Here is a 23931-nt window from a genome sequence, read left to right on the forward strand (position 1 = left end):
CGGGGGCCTCCCAGCCAGGTCCGGGGATTTACAGCTTTCCGGCCCAGCGGCGGCAGCCCTCCAGGCTGCGCTCCGGGTTTGCGCCCCATTCCGACAACCTGATGTCGGTACCGATCTCGTCCAGCAGGCGCAGCAGGGTCTCCTTGTCCCTGGCAAGACAGGCCATGTAGGCATAGTTGTTGCGGCGGTCCGGACTATCCGGATAGCGCGCGAACATGTCCTCGTAGCCCTGCTTCATGGTATCCCAGTCGGCATGGCTCGACTCGAACAGCGAGTGCTTGAAGTACCTGTCCGCGGCTGTCGCATACAGCCGCGCATACATGCCCATGCCGAAGCGGTCGCGGCTTTCCGCGGTTGCCTGCCTGATATAGTCGTCGAGCTGCTTTGGTGTGCCTCCCCACTTGGGGAGCAGGCCCTCCACCATGGCGAAGTAAAGGGCGATGTCGTCCGGATTGCGCTTCAGGCCGTCCCGCCGGATCGCGTCGAGCTGCGCGATGTTCCAGTCCAGGCCCCGGCCGATCTTCAGCAGCAGGCGATGGGCGCCGCTGTCCGTCAAGGCCACGTCGGCGTGCGCTTCCAGGTAGCTCACCGCACGCCGCAAGTAATCGTGGAAATCCTTCCAGGCCTCGGGCGGCACCTCCCGCGCAAAACCGCCGCCACGGTAGGACCACCCGTGTTCCACCAATACCGCGGCGTGCAGGATGTGGGCAAGCGCCGACTTCGGGTTGTCGCGCGCCCACTCCAGCGTCAGCGCCTCGAGTTCGCGCAGGTAGGCTTCGTCGTCCTTCACCGTTAAGGCGATTACCCTGTCGGTCCCCCTGTCGAACCATCCGAGCGGCGAGACACCGTTCTCCTCGATGCGGCCCGGCTGTTTCAGCAATGCATACTGTTTTTCGAGCGCGGCGAAATCGCCGGTCCGCATGGCGTTCGCGGCCGCGATCGTGACCGCCGATTCCTCGGCGGCCAGGGCTGGGAGCGCTACGGCGAAGGCTGTCGCCAGCGCGAGCGGCGCCAGGCCGCGCAGGACAAAGGACTTCGATATGACAGGCATTCTCATTGCGACGCTCCTTTCGCGTGTTGGCCGGCCTGGGCGTCGTTTCCATCCGGCGGGTTGAGATCCCAGACCATCTGGAGCACCTTCGGTCCAGGCTTGCCGTCCTTGCCGTCGCTGCCGGCCAGCGCATGGCGCACCGCCAGGGTGTCGAAGGTATCTTCGAAGGCGATCGGGCGCACCCCGCGGATACCCGGCACCGTGAGCTTGCGGCCGCTGACCCAGGCCTGCAGCGGCTTGCCCATGGCGTCGAAGGTGCGCGTGACCGTCGTCGTGCCCGTCACGCCGAAACGTGCGGCGAGCTCGGGATAGCCAGGGCTGCCTTTCGCCTTGCCGCCATCCTTCTCCTGTTCCCTGTCGCGCGGGCCCTCGCCGTAGCGCAGGCGCGCCGTGAGCATCGTCCCGTAGCGAAATGCCGCCAGCGCGTCGGCAGGCGCCGCACCCGCGCCGATGCTCGCGCGCAGCCACCAGCGCTGGAAATGGCAGCGGCTTTCCAGGCTCAGGGCTTCGTAGTTCAGGCGATTGCCCAGCAGGCCGGCGGCGACTATCGGCGGCAGGGCCGGCCGGAACCGCCATCCCGGGGCTGCGCGAGCAACTCGGCCGCGGCGACCTGTGGCGGCACAGAAGGCCAGGGCGCGGTTGCCGGGCGCGGCTTGCCCCAGCGTTCCAGCAGGGTGCGCTCGGTGGCGAGCGCAGCCTGCCGCTGGTCCGGCGGCATTGCCTACAGGCGTAGGATCCGGCGGGCGAACTCGAAGTTGGCCCTGTTCTCCGGAACCTCGCACACCGACGGCGCGCGCTGGATCGCCGCCAGGGTGGCCGCCTCGTAGGCGGCGTCGCCGGTGTCGACCTGCCATAGCGACAGCTCGTTGAGCACGCGCGCCCAGACGGAATACGACACCGCGTAGGGATTGCGCTCCACGGTTGTTCCCAGCAGCTTGCGCTCTTCCATCGCCCACTGCGCCAGCAGAGCACGCATGCGCGCCAGGTGCGCGGAGCCCAGCGCGCTGGCCGCCTCGCGCAGCGCGGGATCGAGGTCGAGCTCCTTCGGCAGCACGAACAACGCCGCCAGGTTGCCATGCACGTCGCTGGCGACCTGCACGTCCTGTGCGCCCGGCGAGGCCGGTGCGGCCGGTGCGGCCGCGCGCGCGGGAATGCCTGCGCAGAAAATACCGAGGGCCAACAGGCTCCCGGCCCGCAATACGGATCGCATCACGCCGCTCCTTGTCTATAAATATTTACAAAATAAAATTTCAATTAAGCATCAGTTACGGGCGGGCGTCAAGCGCCAAGTCCCCGGTCCCGCACTTGCACCATCGCCCCGCCCGCGGCCGGGAGTCGCAGCGTGCGTCGCCCGCCCGCCGGTGTACCCTGAACACATCGAGCGCCCCGTGGCCTCGTGACCACAAGGAGGGCGCCATGACGGAGGCATGCCGGCATATCTGCCTCGGCTTCACGGAGGAACGGTATCCGGAGGGTACCCATATCTGTTATCTGTACAGCAGCGACGAGGAGCGCAGGCGCATCCTGCCCCTGTTCGCGCGCCATGCCCTGCTCGAGAACGAAGCCTTCGGCTACCTGGCCGACGTGCCGACCCGCGCGCACTTGCCGGAAGCCATCGCCCAGCTCGACCTCACCGCCGCCTTGCTGCACGCCCCCGGCCAGGTGGAGCTGTCGACCAGCATGGAAGGCTATTACCCCGACGGCAGTTTTGACCCGGAAACCCTGCTCGCCAGCCTGCGCGCGAAGTACGCCCAGGCGCGCGCCGCCGGACTGCAGGGCGCGCGCCTTGCCGGTGAAATGGACTGGGCGCTGCGCGGCGTTCCCGGGACCGAGCGCATCATCGAATGCGAATCGCGCATCAACGAGCTGGTCAGGCAGACGCCGATCACCGTCATGTGCCAGTACGACCTGCGCAAGTTCGACGGCGCCATGATGTTCGACGTGATGAACGTGCATCCGGTCATGATCGTCGGCGGCCATATCCTGCGCAATCCTTTCTACCGGCAGGAATAAACCATGGATGCCCAGTCCAGCGCCGATGCAGACGGGCCGAGCGCCGCGGTCCTCGGCCGCCTGCTGGTCATCCAGCAGGCGGTCGACGCGATTCCCGACGACATCCGCATGGTCGAATTCGTGCGCCGCGCACTGTCGGGCCTGCCGGGGATCGCCGACGTCTTCCTGCATCTCGTCGGCGTGAACGAGCCCGATCCGCAACTGGCGGTCCTGCTGGAGCGCTGCGTCGCCGCGATTCCGGACCAGCCCACCCACAACCTGCTGCGCGAGCTGGGCCCCGACATCCAGTGCTTCCCGATGGATACGCCCGGGCAGCACCTGGGCAGCCTGGTCGTTTTTGTCCGCGACAAGGTGGCCTTGCAGCCTTACCTGCCCTTCCTGAGCAATATTTCGAGCACCATCAACCGCGTCCTGGTGTCGCGCCGCTACCAGGCCCGCCTCACCCAGCTCAACGCCGAGCTGCGCGAAGCGCGCGACCTGCTCGAAATGCGGGTGGCCGAACGCACCCGCGAACTGGAATACCGCGCCACCCACGATCCGGTCACCGGCCTGCCGAACCGGGCCCTGCTCATCGACCGCCTGCACAATGCAATCGTCAACGCCCAGCGCGACGGCCACATGGTCGCCGTGGTCTACCTCGACCTGGACAGCTTTTCCTTCATGAACACCGGCCTGGGCAACGCCTGCGGCGACGCCTTCCTGTGCGAGACGGCGCGCCGCCTGTGCCGGCTGGTGCGCGAGAGCGACACGGTGGCGCGCATCGGTTCGGACGACTTCGTCATCCTGCTCGCCGGCCTCGAGAACGTCGAACGCAGCAGCGCACGCCTCTCGGCCATGCTGGCGGCCGTGCGCGAACCGATGGCGCTGGTCGACAGGCAGGTCGTGGTCACCGCCAGCATCGGCGCCTGCGTCTATCCGCTCGACGGCGCCGAGGCCGAACTCCTGCTGCGGCGCGCCAACACGGCGATGCACAGGGCCAAGGCCTCGGGCAAGGACAACGTCCAGTTCTACGCCAGCACGCGCGACGCGCCGGTGGCCGAGCGCATGGAGCTCGAAACCGAGCTCAGGCACGCAATCGGCGCCGGCGAGCTGACCGTCCACTACCAGTTGAAGCTCGATGTCGCCGCCAACCGCTACGTCGGCGCCGAAGCGCTGGTGCGCTGGCAGCATCCGAAGCGCGGCCTCCTGCAACCGGGCAGGTTCATTCCGATCGCGGAAGACTCCGCGCTCATCGTCGCGCTGGGGGAATATGTGCTGCGCCGCGCCTGCCTGCAGGCGCGCCTGTGGCAGGAAGCGGGACTGGAGGGCATGTCGGTGGCGGTGAATGTCGCGGCCCGGCAGTTGCGCGACGAGCGGATCGTCGAAACCGTCAGGCAGGTGCTGCGCGACACCGCGCTGGCGCCGGAACTGCTCGAGCTGGAAATCACGGAAAGCTCGATCATGCACGACCTCGGCCACGCGAGCGCGCTCCTGCACAAGCTCAAGGGCCTGGGCGTGAAGATCTCGATCGACGATTTCGGCACCGGCTACTCCAGCCTCAGCGCCCTGCGCAACTTCCCGGCGGACAAGCTGAAGATCGACCGCTCCTTCGTGCACGAGATCGAAACCGTGCCCAGCGCGGCGGCCGTGGCCCTGGCCGTGATTTCCTTTGCCCGCACGCTCGGGATGCGCGTCAATGCCGAGGGCGTGGAAACCCTCGGCCAGGCCCAGTGCCTGAAGAAGCACGGCTGCGACGAACTCCAGGGCTACCTGCTGGCGCGCCCTGTGCCGCCGGACCAGGTGCCGGGCCTGTTCAGGCAGGCGGGCCTGGCCGAATGGAACCCGGCAGGCCCCTGAGGGTTGCCCGGCGCCTCAGGCGGTCGGCAGCTGGTGCTCGCGGTACTGGTCGCGCAGGCGGTTCTTCTGGATCTTGCCGGTTGCGCCCATCGGCAGCGCCTCGGTGAACACCACGTCGTCGGGCAGCCACCACTTCGCCACCTTGCCCTCGAAGAAGGCCAGCAATTCCTCGCGCGACACGTCCTGCCCGGGGCGGCGCACCACCACCAGCAGCGGACGCTCGTCCCATTTCGGGTGGGCCACGCCGATGCAGGCCGCCTGCAGCACGGCAGGATGGGCCATCGCGATGTTTTCCAGGTCGATGCTGCCGATCCACTCGCCGCCCGACTTGATCACGTCCTTGCTGCGGTCGGTGATCTGCATGTAGCCGTCGCCGTCGATGGTGGCCACGTCGCCGGTCGGGAACCAGCCGTCCTTCAGGACGTCGCCGCCTTCGCCGCGGAAATAACCCGAGACGATCCACGGTCCCTTGACGTAGAGGTGGCCGTAGGTCTCGCCGTCCCAGGGCAGCTCGTTACCATCGTCGTCGACGATCTTCATGTCCACGCCGAAGATCGCATGGCCCTGCTTCTGCAGGATCTTGCGCTGCGCTTCCTTCGGCAATGCCAGGTGCTTGGCCTGCAGGCCGCCGGTGGTGCCCAGCGGCGACATTTCGGTCATGCCCCAGCCGTGGATCACGTGCACGTCGAGCTTGTCGATCAGGGTGTCCATCATCGCCGGCGGGCAGGCCGAGCCGCCGATCACGGTGCGGCGGAAGGTCGAGAACTTCAGGTTGTTCTGGAGCGCGTAGTTGATCAGGCCCAGCCAGACCGTCGGCACGCCGGCCGAGAAGGTCACTTTTTCGGACTCGAACAGTTCGTAGAGCGACTTGCCGTCCAGGGCCGCGCCCGGGAACACCATCTTCGCGCCCGACAGCGGCACCGAGTAAGGCAGGCCCCAGGCGTTGACGTGGAACATCGGCACCACCGGCACGATCGTGTCCACGCTCGACACGTTCAGCGAACCCGGCATGGCCGAGGCATAGGCGTGCAGGATGGTCGAGCGGTGCGAATACAGCGCGCCCTTGGGATTGCCGGTCGTGCCCGAGGTGTAGCAGAGCGACGCGGCCGAGTTCTCGTCGAACTGGGGCCAGACGTAGTCGTCGCTGCTGGAGGCGATCAGGTCCTCGTAGCACAGCAGGCTGGCGATCTTGGTCTCCTGCGGCATATGGGCGCGGTCGCTCATCAGCACGAAGGACTTCACGGTCTTGCAGTGCGGGGCGACGGCCTCGATCAGCGGCAGGAAGGTCAGGTCGAAGAACAGGTACTGGTCCTCGGCGTGGTTGACGATGTAGGCGATCTGCTCGGGGTGCAGGCGCGGGTTGATCGTGTGCAGCACCGCGCCCGAGCCCGAGACCGCGTAGTAGAGCTCCATGTGGCGGTAGCCATTCCAGGCCAGGGTGGCGACGCGGTCGCCGATCTGCACGCCCAGGCCCTCGAGCGCTTTCGCCATGCGGCGCGCGCGCTGCGCGCACTCGCGGTAGGTGTAGCGGTGCAGGTCGCCTTCGACGCGGCGCGAAACGATCTCGTTGGCGCCGTAATGGCGGGCGGCGAACTCGATGATGCTCGAAATGAGCAGGGGCTGGTCCATCATCTGGCCCATCAGCGGGCTCTTCGGGTAAGGCGTCATCGCTAGGTCTCCTGTGGCTGTCAGCTATGATCTTTATGTCAAGCTCGGACGAGTGTGATTCGTGGCGATGCAGTGCGTCAACATGTTTCGATGGTGCGTTGCAACAAGCACCGTTTCGGTGCGTCGGCAGCCGGCGGCGGCGGGCGTTACCGGATGTAAGCGCGCTTGCCGATCATGCGTGCGCGAATAGAATCGGCCCGGTACGGTAGAATCGCGTTATCAATCCGACTCTTGATCCAAACCTTGGTCTGACTCTTACTCGCACTGGAACTGCCATTACGCCCAACGAACTCCCCTTCGGCAACGGCTTCGCAGCCCTGCCGCCCGCGTTCTACACGCGGCTGATCCCGACGCCGATGCCCGCGCCGTACTTCGTTGCGGCCAGCGCGCGCGCGGCCAGCCTGGTCGGCCTGACGCCCGAGGCCCTGGCCCAGGACGACTTCGTCGCCGCCTTCACCGGCAACGCCGTGCCCGAGGGCGCCCAGCCGCTGGCGGCCGTGTATTCCGGCCACCAGTTCGGCGTCTGGGCCGGCCAGCTCGGCGACGGCCGCGCCATCCTGCTCGGCGACCTGCCCGGGCTTGATGCCCGCATGGAGCTGCAGCTCAAGGGCGCCGGCAAGACGCCCTACTCGCGCATGGGCGACGGCCGCGCCGTACTGCGTTCCTCGATCCGCGAATTCCTCTGCTCCGAAGCGATGGCCGCGCTCGGCATCCCGACCACCCGCGCCCTGGTGGTGACCGGCTCGCAGCAGCGCGTGATGCGCGAGTCGCTCGAGACCGCCGCGGTCGTCACCCGCATGGCGCCCTCTTTTGTCCGCTTCGGCTCGTTCGAGCACTGGTATTACCGCGACAAACAGGACGAACTGCGCCAGCTCGCCGACTACGTGATCGACGGCTTCTATCCCACGCTGCGCAGCGCGCAGAACCCCTACAAGGAACTGCTGGCGGAAGTCACGCGGCGCACCGCGCGCATGATCGCCGGTTGGCAATCGGTCGGTTTCATGCATGGCGTCATGAACACCGACAACATGTCCATCCTCGGCCTGACGCTCGACTACGGTCCCTTCGGCTTCATGGAAGCTTTTGACGTCAACCACGTCTGCAACCATACCGACCAGGGCGGGCGCTATTCGTATGCGAACCAGGTCGCGATCGGCCACTGGAACTGCTACGCCCTGGGCAACGCCCTGCTGCCGCTGATCGGCGAGGTCGACGCCGCCCAGGAGGCGCTGGACGTCTACATGCCCGAATTCGAGCGCAAGCTCGACGCGTTGCTGCACGCCAAGCTCGGCCTGACCCAGGCGCACGAGGGCGACCGCGCCCTGTTCGACAGCCTGTTCACCATCATGCAGGCCAGCCACGTCGACTTCACCCTGCTGTTCCGGCGCCTGGCCGACCTGAAGGTCGGGCAAGCCGGCAGCGAGGAAGGCGTGCGCGACCTCTTCATCGACCGCGCCGCCTTCGACGACTGGGCCCTGCGCTACCGCGAGCGGCTGCGCCTGGAGGACAGCGACGACGCGGCGCGCCGCGCCGCCATGAACCGGGTCAACCCGAAGTACGTCCTGCGAAACTATCTGGCGCAGCAGGCGATCGAACGGGCACAGAACGGGGATTACAGCGAGGTCGGCAAGCTGCTGGCAATCCTCGAGCAGCCTTTCGACGAACAGCCCGGGCACGAGGCCTACGCCGCGCTGCCGCCGGACTGGGCCGCCCACCTCGAAGTCAGCTGTTCTTCCTGAACCGATCTTCCTGCGCCATGCTTCGCCTTTGCTTTACCTTTGCTTCACCAGATTTAACCTGAAAGACCACCATGACCGATAAAGTGACCAAGACCGACCAAGAGTGGCGTGCCCAGCTCGACCCGATGCAATACCAGGTGACGCGCCATGCCGCCACCGAGCGCGCCTTCACCGGCAAATACTGGGACCACCACGAGCACGGCATCTACCACTGCGTCTGCTGCGACACCCCGCTGTTCGAGTCCGACGCCAAGTTCGAATCCGGCTGCGGCTGGCCCAGCTATTTCAAGGCGCTCGACCCGGAAAACGTCATCGAGAAGGAAGACCGCAGCCACGGCATGCTGCGCACCGAGATCATCTGCGCCGTCTGCGACGCCCACCTCGGCCACGTGTTCCCGGACGGCCCGCCGCCGACCGGCCTGCGCTACTGCATCAACTCGGCCGCCCTGCGCTTCGAAGCGCTGTAAGCCTTACCCTCGAGACCGACCCGACACGACATGAAATTCCTGTTCGATTTCTTTCCGCTGATTCTCTTTTTCGCGGTCTACAAGTACGGCACCGGCAACGAAGCGGCCGCCGTCGCCCTCGCCGAGACCTGGCTGGGTGGCATGGTTTCCGGCGGCAAGATCATTGCCAGCCAGGCGCCGATCATGCTCGCCACCGTGGTCGGCATCATCGCCACCGTGCTCCAGGTCGGCTACCTGCTGGTACGCCGGCGCAAGGTCGACACCATGCTGTGGGTCTCCTTCTTCGTCATCGTCGTGTTCGGCGGCGCGACGATCTATTTCCACGACGAGACCTTCATCAAGTGGAAGCCGACCATGCTGTACTGGATCTTCGCCGGCGCCCTCTTCGTCAGCCAGGTCTTCCTCAAGAACAACCTGATGAAGAAGGTGATGCAGGAAGCCCTGCCCCTGCCCGACGAGATCTGGCCGCGCGTCGGTTACCAGTGGATGGGCTTCCTGTTCTTCCTCGGCGCGCTGAACCTGGTCATGGCCTTCGTAGTCTTCAAGGACAACACGAGCGCCTGGGTCAACTTCAAGGTATTCGGCATGACCGCGATTTTCTTCCTGTTCAGCGTCGGCCAAGCCATGCTGCTGGTTAAACATGTCCCACAGGAGGAAGCATGAGTCTCGATAACCGCGTCGACACCCGCGTCGCCCGCATCGAAGCGCGCCTGACCGAGGCCCTCGCGCCCCTCGACCTGGCCGTCGGCGACGACTCCGCCCTGCACGCCGGCCATGCCGGCGCGGCCTCGGGCGGCGGCCATTACAGCGTGCGCATCGTCTCCGAGCGCTTCGAGGGACTAAGACTCGTCATGCGTCATCGACTGGTGTATGATGCCGTGCACGATATGATGAAGGCCGAGATCCACGCCCTGGCGATTACGGCCCTGGCGCCGTCGGAGCTAAGCTGAGGAAACGAGCCGAGGAACCGGACTGAGGCCGGTTCAGCGCCGCTTAAGAAATCTGTCGCAAAATTGAATTGCTCAGTAAAAGAAATAAATCAATAAATCCCGTCCAAGCAACTCCCTCCCACAGGAAACACCATAATGACTTTTAAGCCAGCACGCCTGCTGTTAGCCCTGATCGCCGTTATCGCAGCACCCGCATTCGCCCAGAACCTCGCCGTGGTGAACGGCAAGGCCATCCCGACTTCGCGCGTGGACGCGATCGTGAAGCAGGTCGTGGCACAGGGCCAGGGCCAGGACTCCCCGCAACTGCGCGAGATGATCAAGAAGCAGCTGATCGAGCGCGAAGTGCTGATGCAGGAAGCCATCAAGCAGGGCTATGACAAGAAGCCGGAAGTCAGGCAGGCGCTCGACAGCACCCGCCAGGCCATCGTCGTCAGCCAGCTGGCGCGTGACTACATCGCCAAGAACCCGGTGACCGACGCCGAGATCAAGGCCGAGTACGACCGCTACGCCAAGACCCAGGCCGCCGAGAAGGAATACCACGTGCGCCACATCCTGGTCGAGAAGGAAGACGAGGCCAAGGCCATCATCGCCAAGCTCAAGGGCGGCGCCAAGTTCGAAGAGCTGGCCAAGCAGAGCAAGGACACCGGTTCGGCCAACAACGGCGGCGACCTCGACTGGGCTACCCCGTCGGCCTTCCCGCCGGAATTCGCAGCCGGCTTCACCAAGCTGCAAAAAGGCGGCATCACCGAGACCCCGGTCAAGACCGGCGCCGGCTACCACGTGATCAAGGTCGACGACACCCGCGCCGTGAAGGTGCCGGCCCTGGAAGAGATCAAGCCGCAGATCGCCGAAAGCCTGACCCAGCAGAAACTGGCCTCCTACCAAGAGGAAATGGTCAAAAAGGCAAAGGTACAGTAAGATGTTGTGCCTCCGGCGCGCGCGGTTCAGCGTTCGCGCGCCGGGTTTCGTCGCCAGCGGCGACTTATCGAGTTTTTATAGGATCCGAACAATGATTTTGAAGCCCACCCGCCTGTTGCTCGCCATGACCGCGATGGTTGCCGCGCCCGTTGTCTTCGCGCAGAACGTTGCGACCGTCAATGGCAAGCCGATCCCGGCGGCAAAGGTTGACCAGGTGGTCAAGCAGGTTGTCGCCCAAGGCCGCGCCACGGATTCGCCGCAACTGCGCGAACTGATCAAGAAGGACCTGATCGGCCGCGAAGTCCTGATCCAGGAAGCCGACAAGCAAGGCGTCGGCGCCCGCCCGGACGTGAAGGCCGCCATCGACAACGCGCGCCAGAGCATCATCATCAACGCGATGCTGGCAGACTACGTCAAGAAGAACCCGGTCAAGGATGCCGAGATCAAGGCCGAGTACGACAAGGCCAAGGCCCAGGCGCCGGAGAAGGAATACCACGCCCGCCACATCCTGGTCGAGAAGGAAGACGAGGCCAAGGCGATCATCGCCAAGCTCAAGGGCGGCGCCAAGTTCGAGGAACTGGCCAAGCAGGGCAAGGACGGCACCGCCCAGAACGGTGGCGACCTGGGCTGGGCCGACCCGCGCGGCTTCGTTCCTGAGTTCTCGAAGGCCATGACCTCGCTGCAAAAAGGCGCGATCACCGACACCCCGGTGAAGACCCAGTTCGGCTACCACGTCATCAAGCTGGAAGACGTGCGCCCGGTCCAGGTCCCGCCGCTGGACCAGGTCAAGCAGCAGGTCGCGGAATCGCTGCAGCAAAAGAAACTGGCGGAATTCCGCGAGTCGCTGATGAAGAAGGCGAAGATCCAGTAATTTCGGATCGGACGAATAGAAAGGCGCTTCCATGGAAGCGCCTTTTTTGTTTTCGGTAACGAGATCGCCGCGGGTTTGGTTTTTGTAGGGCGGGCGCCTGTGCCTACGCGGTCTCACCGTTCGAACAGCGGGACCGTCCCACGAAGTCCCGCTCGCGATGCGTTGAGTTCGTAGGGTGGGGCCTCGACCCCACGCGGTACAGCTTCGGAACTTTCGTAAAGCATCCTGGATACGGGAGCGTGACTTCGTGAGTCGTTGCCGTGGATCAACCGGTGAGACCGCGTGGACTCGGGAGCCCACCCTACGAAAGGCCGGGCCGCATCGGTCGCACGGGCCAAGGTGAACGAAGCCCCTGCCCCGCCTCCACGCCCATCCGCTGCTCAATCCGGGCAATGCTTCGGCGCTCCCGGATACTCCCGGTTGTTATACACGTCCAGCGTCCCGGCCCAGGCCTTCTGCAGCGCGCACTCGCCCGGCCCGCAGGTCGACAGCGTCGCGCCGCCCTGGATCCAGGCCGTCGCCGCGGCGATCACGCCCTGCACGCCCGAGGGCGCCGAGGCGCCGGCGGCGCGGTTGAGGACGGCCGCGATGTACTGGTGCGCCAGGATCAGGTAGGCGTTGCCACGCACCGGGCTGTCGAGGACCTGCTGCCAGGTCAGGCCGCTGGAGAAGAACGGGGCATTGCGGTCGTAAGACGCCGGCCACATCACATTCGGCTTGTTGCCCCAGTAGCCGCAGGTACGGCATCCCTGGCGGTGGCAGCGGAGGTGCTGCCGGCGACAAGGCTGAGCACGGGCCCGAGTGCAAGCGTCAGTTCGATCGGGATGGCGGTTTGGCGGGTGCGGAAGCGCCTGAGCTGTCTCCTTGAACAAAGGGCGAATGGAAAGCCAGCACCCATGATCCGCCCGCGCCCGGCGCGTGGACTTATCCCAGCCCAGCTTGCCAAGTCTTTGAATTTTATAGAAGAAATGTTGAAATAAAAAAAGCGCCCCAAGCGGGGCGCTTCTTTTGTTGCGTCAACCAGAGATCAGCCGACCCACTTGCGCGCGTTGCGGAACATGCGCATCCACGGGCTGTCCTCGCCCCAGCCTTCCGGCGCCCAGGAGTGCACGACGGTGCGGAACACGCGCTCGGCGTGCGGCATCATCGCGGTGAAGCGCCCGTCCGGGGTAGTGACTGCGGTCAGGCCGCCCGGCGAGCCGTTCGGGTTGAACGGATACTGTTCGGTGGCCTGTCCGCGGTTGTCGACGTAGCGCAGCGACTGCACCACTTGCGAGATGTCGCCGGTCTGCGAGAAGTCGGCGAAGCCCTCGCCGTGGGCGATCGCCAGCGGCGCCTGGGTGCCCGCCATGCCGGCGAAGAAGATCGACGGCGAGTCGAGCACCTCGACCATGCCGAAGCGCGCTTCGAACTGCTCGGACTTGTTGCGGGTGAACTTCGGCCAGGCGTGGGCGCCCGGGATGATGGGCTTCAGGTTGGCCAGCATCTGGCAGCCGTTGCACACGCCCAGGCCGAAGGTGTCCTGGCGCGCGAAGAAGCGCGCGAACTGTTCGGCCAGCCCCTCGTTGAACAGGATGGTCTTGGCCCAGCCCTCGCCCGCGCCCAGCACGTCGCCGTAGGAGAAGCCGCCGACCGCGATCACGCCGTGGAAATCATCCAGCTTGGCGCGGCCGGCGATCAGGTCGCTCATGTGCACGTCGACCGCATTGAAGCCGGCCTGGTGCATCGCCCAGGCGGTCTCGATGTGCGAGTTGACGCCCTGTTCGCGCAGGATCGCCACGCGCGGACGCACGCCCGTCGCGATGAAGGGCGCGGCGATGTTCTCGCTCGGATCGAAGGTGAGCTTCGGCGACAGGCCAGGATCGGTTTCGTCCAGCAGGCGCTCGTATTCCTGGTCGGCGCAGGCCGGGTTGTCGCGCAGGCGCGCGATGCGCCAGCTGGTCTCGCTCCACAGGCGGTGCAGGCTGCTGCGTTTTTCGTTGTAGATGACTTTCGCGTCGCGCGTGAATTCGACCACGCCGCGATCGTTGACCTTGCCGATGATGTGGCTGCAAGCGCCCAGGTTCAGTTCGCGCAGCACGTTCATCACCTGCCGCTTGTCTTCCTCGCGCACCTGGATCACGGCGCCCAGCTCTTCCGAGAACAGCGCGCGCAGGGTCATCTCGTTGCGGCGCTCGCCGACCTGGGCCGCCCAGTTCTTGGCGTCGCCCCAGTCGGAGGCGTGCTCGCCTTCCATGGTCAGGATGTCGAGGTTCACCGAGACGCCGGCGCGGCCGGCAAAGGCCATCTCGACCAGCGTGGCGAACAGGCCGCCATCGGAACGGTCGTGGTAGGCCAGCAGCTTGCCCTCGGCATTCAATCGTTGAATCGCTCCGAAGAAGGCCTTCAGGTCTTCCGGCGAATCGACGTCCGGCACGGAATCGCCCAGTTGCTGGGTGACCTGCGCCAGCGCCGATGCGCCGAGGCGGTTCTTGCCGCGGCCCAGGTCGATCAGCACCAGGGCGGTATCGCCCGCATCGAGCTTCAGTTGCGGGGTCAGCGAGCGGCGCACGTCCGGCACCGGCGCAAAGGCGGAGACGATCAGCGACACCGGCGAGATCACCTCCTTGGCTTCGCCGCCATCATTCCAGGTGGTGCGCATCGACAGCGAATCCTTGCCGACCGGGATGCTGATGCCCAGGGCCGGGCACAGTTCCATGCCGACGGCCTTGACGGTGTCGAACAGGGCTGCGTCCTGGCCCGGCTGGCCGCAGGCAGCCATCCAGTTGGCCGACAGCTTGATGTCCTCGATCGAGGCGATCGGGGCTGCAGCAATGTTGGTGATCGCCTCGCCCACGGCCATGCGGCCCGAGGCGGCGGCGTCGATCACGGCCAGCGGGGTGCGCTCGCCCATGGACATCGCTTCGCCCTGGTAGCCTTCGTAGCTCATCGCGGTGACGGCGCAGTCGGCCACCGGCACCTGCCATGGGCCGACCATCTGGTCGCGCACGGTCATGCCGCCCACGGTGCGGTCGCCGATGGTGATCAGGAAGGATTTGTCGGCCACGGTCGGCAGCAGCAGCACGCGGCGCGCGGCTTCTTCCAGCGCGATGCCGGTCAGGTCGACCGCCGGCAGCGTGCGCTGCACGTGCTCGACATTGCGCTGCATCTTCGGCGGCTTGCCGAGCAGGACTTCCATCGGCATATCGACGGGATTGTTGCCCATTTCCGGATCGATCACGCGCAGCTGGCGCTCTTCGGTGGCGACGCCGACGACCGCGAACGGGCAGCGCTCGCGCTCGCACAGGGATGCAAATTTCTGCAGGTCGTCTGGAGAAATTGCCAACACATATCGCTCTTGCGACTCATTCGACCAAATTTCCTTCGGCGCCATCCCGCTCTCTTCGAGCTGGATCTTGCGCAAATCAAACGTCGCGCCGCGCCTGGCGTCGTTCACGATTTCCGGGAAGGCATTCGACAGGCCGCCCGCGCCGACGTCGTGGATCGAGATGATCGGGTTCTCGGCGCCCAGCTGCCAGCAGCCGTTGATGACTTCCTGGGCACGGCGTTCCATTTCGGGGTTGCCGCGCTGGACCGAGTCGAAGTCGAGATCCGCGGTGTTCGTGCCGGTCGCCATCGAGGACGCGGCCGAGCCGCCCATGCCGATACGCATGCCCGGGCCGCCCAGCTGGATCAGCAGGCTGCCGACCGGGATGTCGTTCTTGTGCGTGTGCTGGTCGGCGATGTTGCCGATGCCGCCCGCGATCATGATCGGCTTGTGGTAGCCGTAGACGCCGCCGGCGGCCTGGGCGTTCTGTTCGTAGGTGCGGAAGTAGCCGCCCAGGACCGGACGGCCGAATTCGTTGCTGAAGGCGGCGCCGCCGAGCGGGCCGTCGATCATGATCTGCAGCGGCGAAGCGATGCGTTCCGGCTTGCCGTAGACCGGCGCCTCCGCCCTTTCACCCCTGGCGGTCACGTCGGCCGCGTTCTCCCAGGGGCGCTGGGCGTCCGGCAGCAGCAGGTTCGAGACCGTGAAACCGGTCAGGCCCGCCTTCGGCTTGGCGCCGCGGCCGGTCGCGCCCTCGTCGCGGATCTCGCCGCCGGCGCCGGTCGAGGCTCCCGGGAAGGGCGAGATCGCGGTCGGGTGGTTGTGGGTCTCGACCTTCATCAGGGTGTGGACCAGCTCGCTCGACGGGGCGTATTCGCCGCCCGCGCGCGGGAAGAAGCGCGTGACGCTTGCGCCTTCCATGATCGAGGAGTTGTCGCTGTAGGCGACGATCGTGCCCTTCGGCTGCAGCTGGTGCGTGTTCTTGATCATCTGGAACAGCGACTTGTCCTGCTTCACGCCGTCGATCACCCAGTCGGCGTTGAAGATCTTGTGGCGGCAGTGTTCCGAGTTCGCCTGGGCGAACATCATCAGTTCCACGTCGGTCGGGTTCCGCTCGGCCCTGGTAAAGGCGTCGAACAGGTAGTCGACCTCGTCTTCCGACATCGCCAGGCCGAGTTCGGTATTGGCGCGCACCAGCGCCTCGCGGCCCTGCCCCAAAACGTCGATGGCTTCGAGCGGCTTGCCTTCGAGCTCGTCGAACAGGCGCACGGCGTCGTCGGCACTGCGCAGTACGGTTTCCGTCATGCGGTCGTGCAGCAGGGCTGCGACCAGTTGGACTTCCTCGTTCGAGAGCTTCTTCGGGGCGCCAATGCCGGTGCCCAGGATGCCGCTTTTCAGCACGACCTTGTAGGCCACGCCGCGCTCGATGCGGTGCACGTGGGCCATGCCGCAGTTGTGCGCGATGTCGGTCGCTTTCGAGGCCCAGGGCGAGATCGTGCCCAGGCGCGGGATCACGAAGAATTCTTCGGTGGCGCCCTCGTACAGCGTCTCGGGGACCGGCTCGCCGTAGGTGAGCATGGCGCTCAGGCGTTCGGTGTCCGCGGTGGACAGCGGCGCGCTGGCGTCGATGAAGTGGTAGAAGCGAGCCTGGACCGATGCAATCGTGGGAGCGACTGCTTGCAGCTGGTTCAGGAGGCGTTGGCTACGAAATACCGAAAGGGCGTTGGAACCCGGCAGAATCAACATGGCTGGAAGTTGGTTGATGCAGCGTGGCTGCGGGTGAAAGATAGCCCGCTATTATACAGGGTTGACAACACCTTCAGCGACTCGGAGCCTGCCGCGGGTTGCCCGGCGCGATCCTTGCCGGTATCGTAGCGCCAGGAGACGCGCAATGGCCGAGCACACGAGAGAAAAGATGCAAGAGAACAGCAAGTTGTCGGTACTGGTGATCGACCCCAATCCCGGCATGCGCGCCAGCCTGCAGAACATGCTGAACCTGGGCGGCATTAGCAAGATCGAGTATGCCGTCAATGCCGGCACCGCGATCCGCCAGCTCACCCGCCGCTCCTACGACATCATCCTCTGCGAGTACGATCTCGGCAACGGCGGCGGCGCCGGCGATGGCCAGGACGGCCAGCAACTGCTGGAAGACCTGCGCCACCACCGCCTGATCCCACCCTGGGCGATCTTCATCATGCTCACCTCGGAAGCCGTCCACGGCAAGGTCGTCAGCGCAGCGGAACTCGCGCCGACCGACTACGTGCTGAAACCTTTCACCGCCGAGACTTTGGGCGCGCGCATCACCCGCGCCATCGACAGGCGCGCTGTCATCCTGCCGACCTGGCAACTGGTCGCCCAGGGCAACTTGCGCGAGGCGATCCGCTCGGCGGCCGCCAGTGAACTGGCCCACAGCCGCTACGCCCTCGATTTCGCGCGCCTGCGCGCCGAGCTGCACGTCCAGCTCAAGGAGCACGTCGAGGCCGAGCAGATCTACCGCAAGGTGCTCGGCTACAAGCCGCTCGGCTGGGCCGGCCTGGGCCTGGCGCGCGCGCTGTTCGCCCAAGGACGCATCGACGAGGCGCGCGACACCCTGCAGATGCTGGTCTCGGCCAATGGGCACCTGATGGCGGCCTACGATCTGCTCGCCCGCTGCCACGAATCCGCTGGAGCCCACGCCCAGGCCCAGAAGATCCTCGAGGAAGCGGTGGCCATCTCGCCGCACATGGTGCGCCGCCTGCGCAAGCTCGGCGACATCGCGCTCGAAGCGGGCGACCCGGCGGCCGCCGAAAAGGCATTCAGGCAGGTGGTCGCCAAGGCCCGCTATTCCGAGTTTCGCGATCCCGAGGACCACGTCAGGCTGGCCAGGGCCCTGGTCAGGCGCGGCGACCCGCTGGCCGCCGCCGGCGTCGTGCGCGACCTGGAACGCTCGCTGCGCGCCAGCCCTGAAGTCGACGCCTGCGTCGCGGTCGCCAACGCGGCCCTGCACGAGGCCACCGGCAACCACGCCGCCTGCCTGACCGACCTGCACGCGGCCGCGGCGGCCGTGGGCGCCAGCAGCGGCCTGTCGACCGGCCTGCGCATCGGCCTGGTGCGCTCCTGCCTGGCGCAGCGCCTCGACAGCCAGGCCCAGGAAGTGATGATGACGGTGGTGAACGACGCCGGCAGCGGCGTCACGCCCCAGGACGCCCTGCAGGTGTTCGCCGATTGCGGCCGGCGCGACCTGGCCGACGGCATGCACCAGCAGCTCAAGGCCCAGGCCCAGATCCTGCTGGGCGTGGCCGACGAGAAGCGCAACATGGGCGACGTGCGCGGCGCGGTCCAGACCCTGCTCGAGGCGCTGCACATGGCGCCCGGCAACCTGCAGGTGATGATCGCGACGGCGGGCGGCGTCCTGCGCCAGATCGCCGAACTCGGCTGGGACCATCCGCTGGGCGAATTGTGCTTCGAGCAGCTCGAGAAGATCCGGGCGGTGGATGCCCAGCATCCGAGGCTGGAGCCGCTGACGGAGGAATACATGGGCTTGCGGCGCAAGTACGGTATCTCGACCTGAGCCGGGACGCCTTCATCGCATTGCCTTCCGTAGCGCCACGGGGATACGCGGCCCGGCTCGTAGGGTGGGCAGGCCGTGCCCACGCGTTTCGTACGTTTCCGACGTCGTTGGCTGCGAGGTCTCGCTCCGTACCATTCGAGCTTGCCCGGAACATCGACGACATGCTGTTCAACCCGTGCAGCTTCGCTCGCTTGCCCGAGCGAGACCTTGCTGCACGAGTCCGAACGATGGGCACGTAACGCGTGGGCACGGAGTGCCCACCCTGCGCCCTTCGTCAAGCCTTTCCGTAACCTCCGCCGCCGGGCGTCTCGATGACGAACATGTCCCCTGCCCCCATCTCGACCTTGCCGATGTGCCCGACCTGCTCGACGCTGCCATCCGCGCGCACCACGGTGTTCACCCCGCGCGCGCCCTCTTCTCCGCCGGCCATCCCGAACGGGGCGTAGATCCGGTTGTTCGACAGGATCGCCGCCGTCATCGGCTCCAGGAAGCGCACCTTCCTCACCCCGCCGTTGCCGCCACGCCAGCGCCCCGCTCCGCCCGAGCCCTGGCGGATCGAATAGCTCTCCAGGCGCACCGGGAAGCGGAACTCGAGGATCTCGGGATCGGTCAGGCGCGAATTGGTCATGTTGGTCTGCACCACGTCGGTGCCGTCGTAGCCTTCGCCCGCGCCGCTGCCGCCGGAAATGGTCTCGTAGTACTGGTACTTCGCGTTCCCGAACGTGAAGTTGTTCATCGTGCCCTGCGAGGCCGCCATCACCCCCAGCGCGCCGTAGAGCGCGTTGGTGATGCAGGTCGAGGTCTCGACGTTCCCCGAGACCACCGAGGCCGGGTAATGCGGGTTGAGCATGGAGCCGGGCGGGATGATGACCTTCAGCGGCTTCAGGCAGCCGCCGTTCAGCGGAATCTCGTCGTCGACCAGGGTGCGGAACACGTAGAGCACGGCGGCCATGCACACCGCCGAGGGCGCATTGAAGTTGTTCGGCAGCTGGCTTGACGTGCCCGTGAAGTCGATCTCGGCGCTGCGGCTGGCACGGTCGACGCGGATCGCCACGACAATACGTGCGCCGTTGTCCAGCTCGACCGTGAACGCGCCGTCCTTCAGGGCGCCGATCACGCGCCGCACCGCCTCCTCGGCATTGTCCTGCACGTGGCCCATGTAGGCGCGCACCACGTCCAGGCCGAAATGGGCCACCATGCGGTGCAGTTCCTCGACGCCCTTCTGGTTCGCCGCCACCTGGGCGCGCAGATCGGCCATGTTCTGGTCCGGATTGCGCGCCGGGTAGCGGGCACTGCCGAGCAGTTCGCGTGCCTCGGCCTCGCGCAGCACGCCATCGACCCCGTCGACCAGCTTGAAGTTGTTGATCAGGACGCCCTCCTCCTCGATGTGGCTGGAGTCCGGCGGCATCGAGCCCGGCGTGGTGCCGCCGATGTCGGCGTGGTGGCCGCGCGAGCCGACGTAGAACAGGATCTCCTGCCCGGCCTCGTCGAACACCGGCGAGATCACGGTCACGTCGGGCAAGTGGGTGCCGCCGTTGTAGGGGTCGTTCAGCACGTAGACGTCGCCGGCGCGCATGCGGCCGGCATTCTCGCGCATCACGGTCTTGATGCTCTCGCCCATCGAGCCCAGGTGCACCGGCATATGCGGGGCGTTTGCCACCAGCTTGCCGTCGGCGTCGAAAATGGCGCAACTGAAGTCGAGGCGCTCCTTGATGTTCACCGAATAGGCCGTGTTCTGCAGGCGCAGGCCCATCTGCTCGGCGATCGACATGAAGAGGTTGTTGAAGATCTCCAGCATCACTGGGTCGGCCGTGGTGCCGATCGCGCGCCGCTCGGGCAGCGCCTCCACCCGCCTGAGCACGAGGTGGTTGTACGGCGTGACCTCGGCCTGCCAGCCGGCTTCGACCACGGTGGTGGCGTTGTTCTCGGCGACGATGGCGGGGCCGCCGATGATGTCGCCGGGCCCAATGTCGGCGCGGCGGTAGACGCCGGTGTCGCGCCACTGGCCATTGCCGAACATCGGCACGGTCTGCGAGGGCGCAGGCGCGCCGGCGCGCGCCGCGTCGGCAAGCCTGGTCTCGGGCGGCGCCTCCGAGCGGCCCAGGGCCTCGACCGACACCGCTTCCACCACCAGGGCGCGCGAGGGCATCAGGAAGGAGAAGCGGCGCTTGTAGGCGGCCTCGAACTGGGCCTGCATCGCCGCGACGCTGTCGTAGCCGACGACCAGGGCCGAGTCCGTGCCCTCGTAGCGCAGGTGCACGCGGCGGATGACGGCGATGCGTTCCTCGCCCACGCCCTGGGCCAGCAGCTCGGCGCGCGCCGCTGCGGCCAGGACGTCCAGGCGCTTTGCCAGGGCCTCGGCGCTGGCAGCGCCCAGCTTCTCTTCTATTGCCTGCTCGCGCATCGCGCTCTGGTCGGCCAGGCCCATGCCGTAGGCCGAGAGCACGCCCGCCAGGCTGTGGATGAAGACGGTCTTCATGCCGAGCGCGTCTGCCACCAGGCAGGCATGCTGGCCGCCGGCGCCGCCGAAGCTGGTGAGCGCGTACTCGGTGACGTCGTGCCCGCGCTGCACCGAGATCTGCTTGATGGCGTTGGCCATGTTCCCGACCGCGATCTGGATGAAGCCCTCGGCCACCTGCTCGGGCGTGCGCACGTCGCCCGTCGCCGCCTCGATCTCGCGCGCCAGCGCCGTGAAGCGCGCGCGCACGGTCTCGACGTCGAGCGCCTCGTCGCCCCTCAACCCGAACAGCTTCGGGAAGTGCTCCGGCTGTATCTTCCCGAGCATGACATTGCAGTCGGTGACCGCGAGCGGCCCGCCGCGGCGGTAGCTGGCCGGTCCCGGATTGGCGCCGGCGCTGTCGGGCCCGACGCGGTAGCGGCTGCCGTCGAAGTGCAGGATAGAGCCGCCGCCGGCCGCCACGGTGTGGATGCTCATCATCGGCGCGCGCATGCGCACGCCGGCGACCTGGGTCTCGAACACCCTCTCGAACTCTCCCGCGTAGTGCGAAACGTCGGTCGAGGTGCCGCCCATGTCGAAGCCGATCACCTTGTCGAAGCCGGCGAGAACACTGGCGCGCACCATGCCGACGATGCCGCCGGCCGGACCGGAGAGGATGCTGTCCTTGCCCTGGAAGGCGCGCGCATCGGTCAGGCCGCCGCTGGACTGCATGAACTGCAGGTTCGCGCCCGGCAGTTCCGACGCCACCTGGTCGACATAGCGGCGCAGGATGGGCGAGAGGTAGGCGTCGACCACCGTGGTGTCGCCGCGCGCGACCAGCTTCATCATCGGGCTGACGCCGTGCGAGGTCGACACCTGGGTGAAGCCGATCTCGCGCGCGATGCGCGCCACCGCCGCCTCGTGCTGCGTATAGCGGTAGCCGTGCATGAAGACGATCGCCAGCGCGCGCAGGCCCGCATCGAAGGCTTCCTGCAGCGCGGCACGGGCCGCCGCCTCGTCGAGCGGCCGCACGACTTCGCCGTGGGCGCCGATGCGCTCGTCGATCTCGGCCACCCGCGCATACAGCAGCTCGGGCAGCACGATGTGGCGGTCGAACAGGCGCGGCCGGTTCTGGTAGGCGATGCGCAGCGCGTCGCGAAAACCCCGCGTGATGGCCAGCAGCGTCGGCTCGCCCTTGCGCTCGAGCAGGGCGTTGGTGGCGACGGTCGTGCCCATTTTCACCGCTTCCACGGCGGCCGCCGGCAGCGGCGCGCCGGCTTCCACGCCGAGCAGGTGGCGGATCCCGGCGACGGCGGCGTCGCGGTATTGTTCCGGATTCTCGGACAGGAGTTTGTGCGTCACCAGCTGCCCATCCGGGCGGCGCGCCACGATGTCGGTGAAGGTGCCGCCGCGGTCGATCCAGAACTGCCAATCCATGTCTTGCCCTCTTGCAGGTTGTGGTTTTGTCATATTGTAGTCGCCTCCCGGCCTGGATCGGGCACAATGCAGGCATTCGATATCAATGAGCAGAAGGCGAGGAACATGAACAGCAAGCTTTACAGCGTTGCCCAGATCCGGGCGGTCGAGGAAGCCGCGATGCGGGAGCTGGAAACAGGCACCCTGATGCGGCGCGCCGGACGCGCCGCCGCCGACCTCGCCTTGAGCCTGGTCGGCGCCGCCCACGCGCAGCCGGTGCTGGTGCTCGCCGGTCCGGGCAACAACGGCGGCGACGCCCTCGAGCTGGCCGCCAACCTAAGCGAAGCCGGGCTGGATGTCGTGGTGCTCTACTTCGCCCCGACCACCGGCCAGCCTTCGCCGGAAGCCGCCCAGGCCCTGGCCCGTGCGCGTGCCAGCCGCGCCAACTTCGCCGACGTCGCCCCCGACACGCGCGACTGGGCGCTGGTGGTCGACGGCCTGTTCGGCATCGGCCTCGCACGCAACCTCGTGGGGCGCTACCCCGAGCTCGTCACCGCACTGGACGACATGCGCTGTCCGGTGCTGGCCCTGGACGTGCCGAGCGGCCTCGACGCCGATACCGGCATGCCGGTCGGCGAAGGCGGCGCCGCCGTGCGCGCCACCCACACCATCACCTTCATTGGCGACAAACCGGGCCTGCACACGGCCTTCGGTCGCGACCACGCCGGCGAAGTGCAGGTGGTCGATCTCGGCATCGACGAAAAGCTCTTCCCGCCGCCGCTGGCCCGGTTGGCCGGGCCCGCCCTGTTTGCCACGCAGCTCGCGCCGCGCCGCCAGGGTTCGCACAAGGGCAGTTTCGGCGACGTCGCCATCGTCGGCGGCGCCCGCGGCATGCTCGGCGCGGCGGTGCTGGCCGGCCGCGCCGCCCTGTACGCCGGCGCAGGCCGGGTCTTTGTCGCCACGGTCGATCCCGGCCCGGGCTTCGACAACCTGCAGCCCGAGCTGATGTTCCGCGCCTCGAACGCCCTCAAGTTCGAGGGCCAGGCGCTGGTGCTGGGCCCGGGCATGGGCGACTCGGTCGAGGCCATGCGCGCGCTCAGCCACGGCATCGACGGCGCAGGGCCGCTCGTGATCGACGCGGATGGCCTGAACCTGGTCGCGGCCAGCACCGAGCTGCAGGGACGCCTGGCGCGGCGCCAGGGCGCCACCATCGTCACCCCGCACCCGCTCGAGGCCGCGCGCCTGCTCGGCATCACGGCTGCCGAGGTGCAGGCCGATCGCCTGGCCGCGGCGCGCCAGCTCGCCCGGCGCCTGAACGCCGTCGCCGTGCTCAAGGGCTCGGGCACCGTCATCGCGGCCCAGGAGGGCTGCATGGCGCTCAATCCGACCGGGAATCCGGGCCTGGCGAGCGGCGGCACCGGCGACGTGCTGGCGGGCGTGTGCGGGGCCTTGCTGGCCCAGGGCTGGCCGGCATGGGAAGCGGCGGTTGGCGCGGTGTGGATGCACGGCGCGGCGGCCGACCGGCTGGTGGAGGACGGCGTCGGGCCGATCGGGCTGACGGCCGGGGAATTGCCGGCGGCGCTGAGGAAGGTGTTGAACGGGCTGGTGGCGCAGGCGCTGACGCGCTAGGTTTTGTAGGGTGGACATTCGTAGTGCTGGCATTTAGCCAGCCCTACTGTCCACGCGGTCGTACCGTGGCATACCGCAC

At 67.0% G+C, this 23931-nt stretch carries 17 protein-coding genes; 10 read left to right on the forward strand and 7 right to left on the reverse strand.

Annotated features, from left to right (window positions below; translation table 11 throughout):
• Window positions 1-28: 28 nt before the first annotated feature.
• From ACSUZJ_RS14215 to ACSUZJ_RS14225, 3 genes are all read right to left on the reverse strand, one after another.
• A complete protein-coding gene (locus ACSUZJ_RS14215) occupies window positions 29-1057 on the reverse strand; it encodes a DUF4034 domain-containing protein (RefSeq protein WP_499409155.1) in 1029 nt (342 codons plus the stop codon).
• Entirely contained in the window at window positions 1054-1449 is a 396-nt protein-coding gene (locus ACSUZJ_RS14220; RefSeq protein WP_499409157.1) for a hypothetical protein, read from the reverse strand. The genes ACSUZJ_RS14215 and ACSUZJ_RS14220 overlap by 4 nt, the downstream gene beginning before the upstream one ends.
• Before the next feature lie 323 nt (window positions 1450-1772).
• Window positions 1773-2261 carry a hypothetical protein gene (locus tag ACSUZJ_RS14225; protein WP_499409159.1) on the reverse strand — a complete coding sequence of 163 codons (489 nt, stop codon included), beginning with the start codon at window positions 2259-2261 and terminating at the stop codon, window positions 1773-1775.
• A gap of 206 nt (window positions 2262-2467) precedes the next feature.
• Between ACSUZJ_RS14225 and ACSUZJ_RS14230 the strand changes: the two genes are divergently transcribed.
• Window positions 2468-3064 carry an MEDS domain-containing protein gene (locus ACSUZJ_RS14230; RefSeq protein ID WP_499409161.1) on the forward strand — a complete coding sequence of 199 codons (597 nt, stop codon included), beginning with the start codon at window positions 2468-2470 and terminating at the stop codon, window positions 3062-3064.
• A 3-nt stretch (window positions 3065-3067) separates the two neighbouring features.
• Window positions 3068-4900: a putative bifunctional diguanylate cyclase/phosphodiesterase gene (locus tag ACSUZJ_RS14235; RefSeq protein WP_499409163.1), complete on the forward strand. Its 1833-nt coding sequence runs from the start codon at window positions 3068-3070 to the stop codon at window positions 4898-4900.
• A 15-nt stretch (window positions 4901-4915) separates the two neighbouring features.
• On the opposite strand, the gene ACSUZJ_RS14240 is transcribed toward ACSUZJ_RS14235, so the two are convergent.
• The gene (locus ACSUZJ_RS14240) at window positions 4916-6568 is read right to left on the reverse strand and encodes a 3-(methylthio)propionyl-CoA ligase (protein WP_499409165.1); all 1653 of its coding nucleotides are present in this window, start codon (window positions 6566-6568) and stop codon (window positions 4916-4918) included.
• A 248-nt stretch (window positions 6569-6816) separates the two neighbouring features.
• Between ACSUZJ_RS14240 and ACSUZJ_RS14245 the strand changes: the two genes are divergently transcribed.
• The 6 genes from ACSUZJ_RS14245 (at window position 6817) to ACSUZJ_RS14270 (ending at window position 11513) form a co-directional block, all read left to right on the forward strand.
• Entirely contained in the window at window positions 6817-8307 is a 1491-nt protein-coding gene (locus ACSUZJ_RS14245; RefSeq protein ID WP_499416542.1) for a protein adenylyltransferase SelO, read from the forward strand.
• Window positions 8308-8378: 71 nt separating this feature from the next.
• Entirely contained in the window at window positions 8379-8774 is a 396-nt protein-coding gene (msrB, locus tag ACSUZJ_RS14250; RefSeq protein ID WP_499409167.1) for a peptide-methionine (R)-S-oxide reductase MsrB, read from the forward strand.
• 30 nt (window positions 8775-8804) lie between these two features.
• Entirely contained in the window at window positions 8805-9437 is a 633-nt protein-coding gene (locus tag ACSUZJ_RS14255; RefSeq protein ID WP_499409169.1) for a septation protein A, read from the forward strand.
• Window positions 9434-9724: a BolA family protein gene (locus ACSUZJ_RS14260; protein ID WP_499409171.1), complete on the forward strand. Its 291-nt coding sequence runs from the start codon at window positions 9434-9436 to the stop codon at window positions 9722-9724. Before ACSUZJ_RS14255 ends, ACSUZJ_RS14260 begins: the two co-directional genes overlap by 4 nt.
• Window positions 9725-9859: 135 nt before the next feature.
• Entirely contained in the window at window positions 9860-10642 is a 783-nt protein-coding gene (locus ACSUZJ_RS14265) for a peptidylprolyl isomerase (RefSeq protein WP_499409173.1), read from the forward strand.
• Between the two features lie 91 nt (window positions 10643-10733).
• Window positions 10734-11513 carry a peptidylprolyl isomerase gene (locus tag ACSUZJ_RS14270; protein WP_499409176.1) on the forward strand — a complete coding sequence of 260 codons (780 nt, stop codon included), beginning with the start codon at window positions 10734-10736 and terminating at the stop codon, window positions 11511-11513.
• Window positions 11514-11893: 380 nt separating this feature from the next.
• Here ACSUZJ_RS14270 and ACSUZJ_RS14275 read toward each other — a convergent pair whose 3' ends face one another.
• Both ACSUZJ_RS14275 and purL read right to left on the reverse strand, forming a co-directional pair.
• The gene (locus ACSUZJ_RS14275; protein WP_499409178.1) at window positions 11894-12220 is read right to left on the reverse strand and encodes a hypothetical protein; all 327 of its coding nucleotides are present in this window, start codon (window positions 12218-12220) and stop codon (window positions 11894-11896) included.
• A gap of 320 nt (window positions 12221-12540) precedes the next feature.
• Window positions 12541-16566, reverse strand: a complete 4026-nt coding sequence (gene purL, locus ACSUZJ_RS14280; RefSeq protein ID WP_499409180.1) for a phosphoribosylformylglycinamidine synthase — start codon at window positions 16564-16566, stop codon at window positions 12541-12543.
• Window positions 16567-16735: 169 nt separating this feature from the next.
• On the opposite strand from purL, the gene ACSUZJ_RS14285 reads away from it, so the two are divergent.
• Entirely contained in the window at window positions 16736-18370 is a 1635-nt protein-coding gene (locus ACSUZJ_RS14285; protein ID WP_499409182.1) for a tetratricopeptide repeat protein, read from the forward strand.
• A gap of 274 nt (window positions 18371-18644) precedes the next feature.
• Here ACSUZJ_RS14285 and ACSUZJ_RS14290 read toward each other — a convergent pair whose 3' ends face one another.
• The gene (locus ACSUZJ_RS14290; protein ID WP_499409184.1) at window positions 18645-22244 is read right to left on the reverse strand and encodes a hydantoinase B/oxoprolinase family protein; all 3600 of its coding nucleotides are present in this window, start codon (window positions 22242-22244) and stop codon (window positions 18645-18647) included.
• Window positions 22245-22310: 66 nt separating this feature from the next.
• Here ACSUZJ_RS14290 and ACSUZJ_RS14295 point away from each other — a divergent pair, with 66 nt between their 5' ends.
• Window positions 22311-23852: an NAD(P)H-hydrate dehydratase gene (locus tag ACSUZJ_RS14295; protein WP_499409186.1), complete on the forward strand. Its 1542-nt coding sequence runs from the start codon at window positions 22311-22313 to the stop codon at window positions 23850-23852.
• Window positions 23853-23931 lie beyond the last annotated feature (79 nt).

The organism is Telluria sp. B2 (assembly GCF_051789535.1).
In the GTDB taxonomy this organism is placed as follows: Bacteria; Pseudomonadota; Gammaproteobacteria; order Burkholderiales; family Burkholderiaceae_D; genus Telluria.

Excerpts from the sequence above, each read along its gene's own strand:
- ACSUZJ_RS14225 (WP_499409159.1), bottom strand. The coding sequence starts at position 2,261 with ATGCGATCCGTATTGCGGGCCGGGAGCCTGTTGGCCCTCGGTATTTTC.
- ACSUZJ_RS14295 (WP_499409186.1), top strand. The coding sequence starts at position 22,311 with ATGCAGGCATTCGATATCAATGAGCAGAAGGCGAGGAACATGAACAGC.
- ACSUZJ_RS14235 (WP_499409163.1), top strand. The coding sequence starts at position 3,068 with ATGGATGCCCAGTCCAGCGCCGATGCAGACGGGCCGAGCGCCGCGGTC.
- ACSUZJ_RS14220 (WP_499409157.1), bottom strand. The coding sequence starts at position 1,449 with ATGCTCACGGCGCGCCTGCGCTACGGCGAGGGCCCGCGCGACAGGGAA.
- purL (WP_499409180.1), bottom strand. The coding sequence starts at position 16,566 with ATGTTGATTCTGCCGGGTTCCAACGCCCTTTCGGTATTTCGTAGCCAA.
- ACSUZJ_RS14240 (WP_499409165.1), bottom strand. The coding sequence starts at position 6,568 with ATGACGCCTTACCCGAAGAGCCCGCTGATGGGCCAGATGATGGACCAG.
- msrB (WP_499409167.1), top strand. The coding sequence starts at position 8,379 with ATGACCGATAAAGTGACCAAGACCGACCAAGAGTGGCGTGCCCAGCTC.
- ACSUZJ_RS14285 (WP_499409182.1), top strand. The coding sequence starts at position 16,736 with ATGCAAGAGAACAGCAAGTTGTCGGTACTGGTGATCGACCCCAATCCC.
- ACSUZJ_RS14260 (WP_499409171.1), top strand. The coding sequence starts at position 9,434 with ATGAGTCTCGATAACCGCGTCGACACCCGCGTCGCCCGCATCGAAGCG.
- ACSUZJ_RS14255 (WP_499409169.1), top strand. The coding sequence starts at position 8,805 with ATGAAATTCCTGTTCGATTTCTTTCCGCTGATTCTCTTTTTCGCGGTC.
- ACSUZJ_RS14275 (WP_499409178.1), bottom strand. The coding sequence starts at position 12,220 with ATGTGGCCGGCGTCTTACGACCGCAATGCCCCGTTCTTCTCCAGCGGC.
- ACSUZJ_RS14265 (WP_499409173.1), top strand. The coding sequence starts at position 9,860 with ATGACTTTTAAGCCAGCACGCCTGCTGTTAGCCCTGATCGCCGTTATC.
- ACSUZJ_RS14270 (WP_499409176.1), top strand. The coding sequence starts at position 10,734 with ATGATTTTGAAGCCCACCCGCCTGTTGCTCGCCATGACCGCGATGGTT.
- ACSUZJ_RS14230 (WP_499409161.1), top strand. The coding sequence starts at position 2,468 with ATGACGGAGGCATGCCGGCATATCTGCCTCGGCTTCACGGAGGAACGG.
- ACSUZJ_RS14290 (WP_499409184.1), bottom strand. The coding sequence starts at position 22,244 with ATGGATTGGCAGTTCTGGATCGACCGCGGCGGCACCTTCACCGACATC.
- ACSUZJ_RS14215 (WP_499409155.1), bottom strand. The coding sequence starts at position 1,057 with ATGAGAATGCCTGTCATATCGAAGTCCTTTGTCCTGCGCGGCCTGGCG.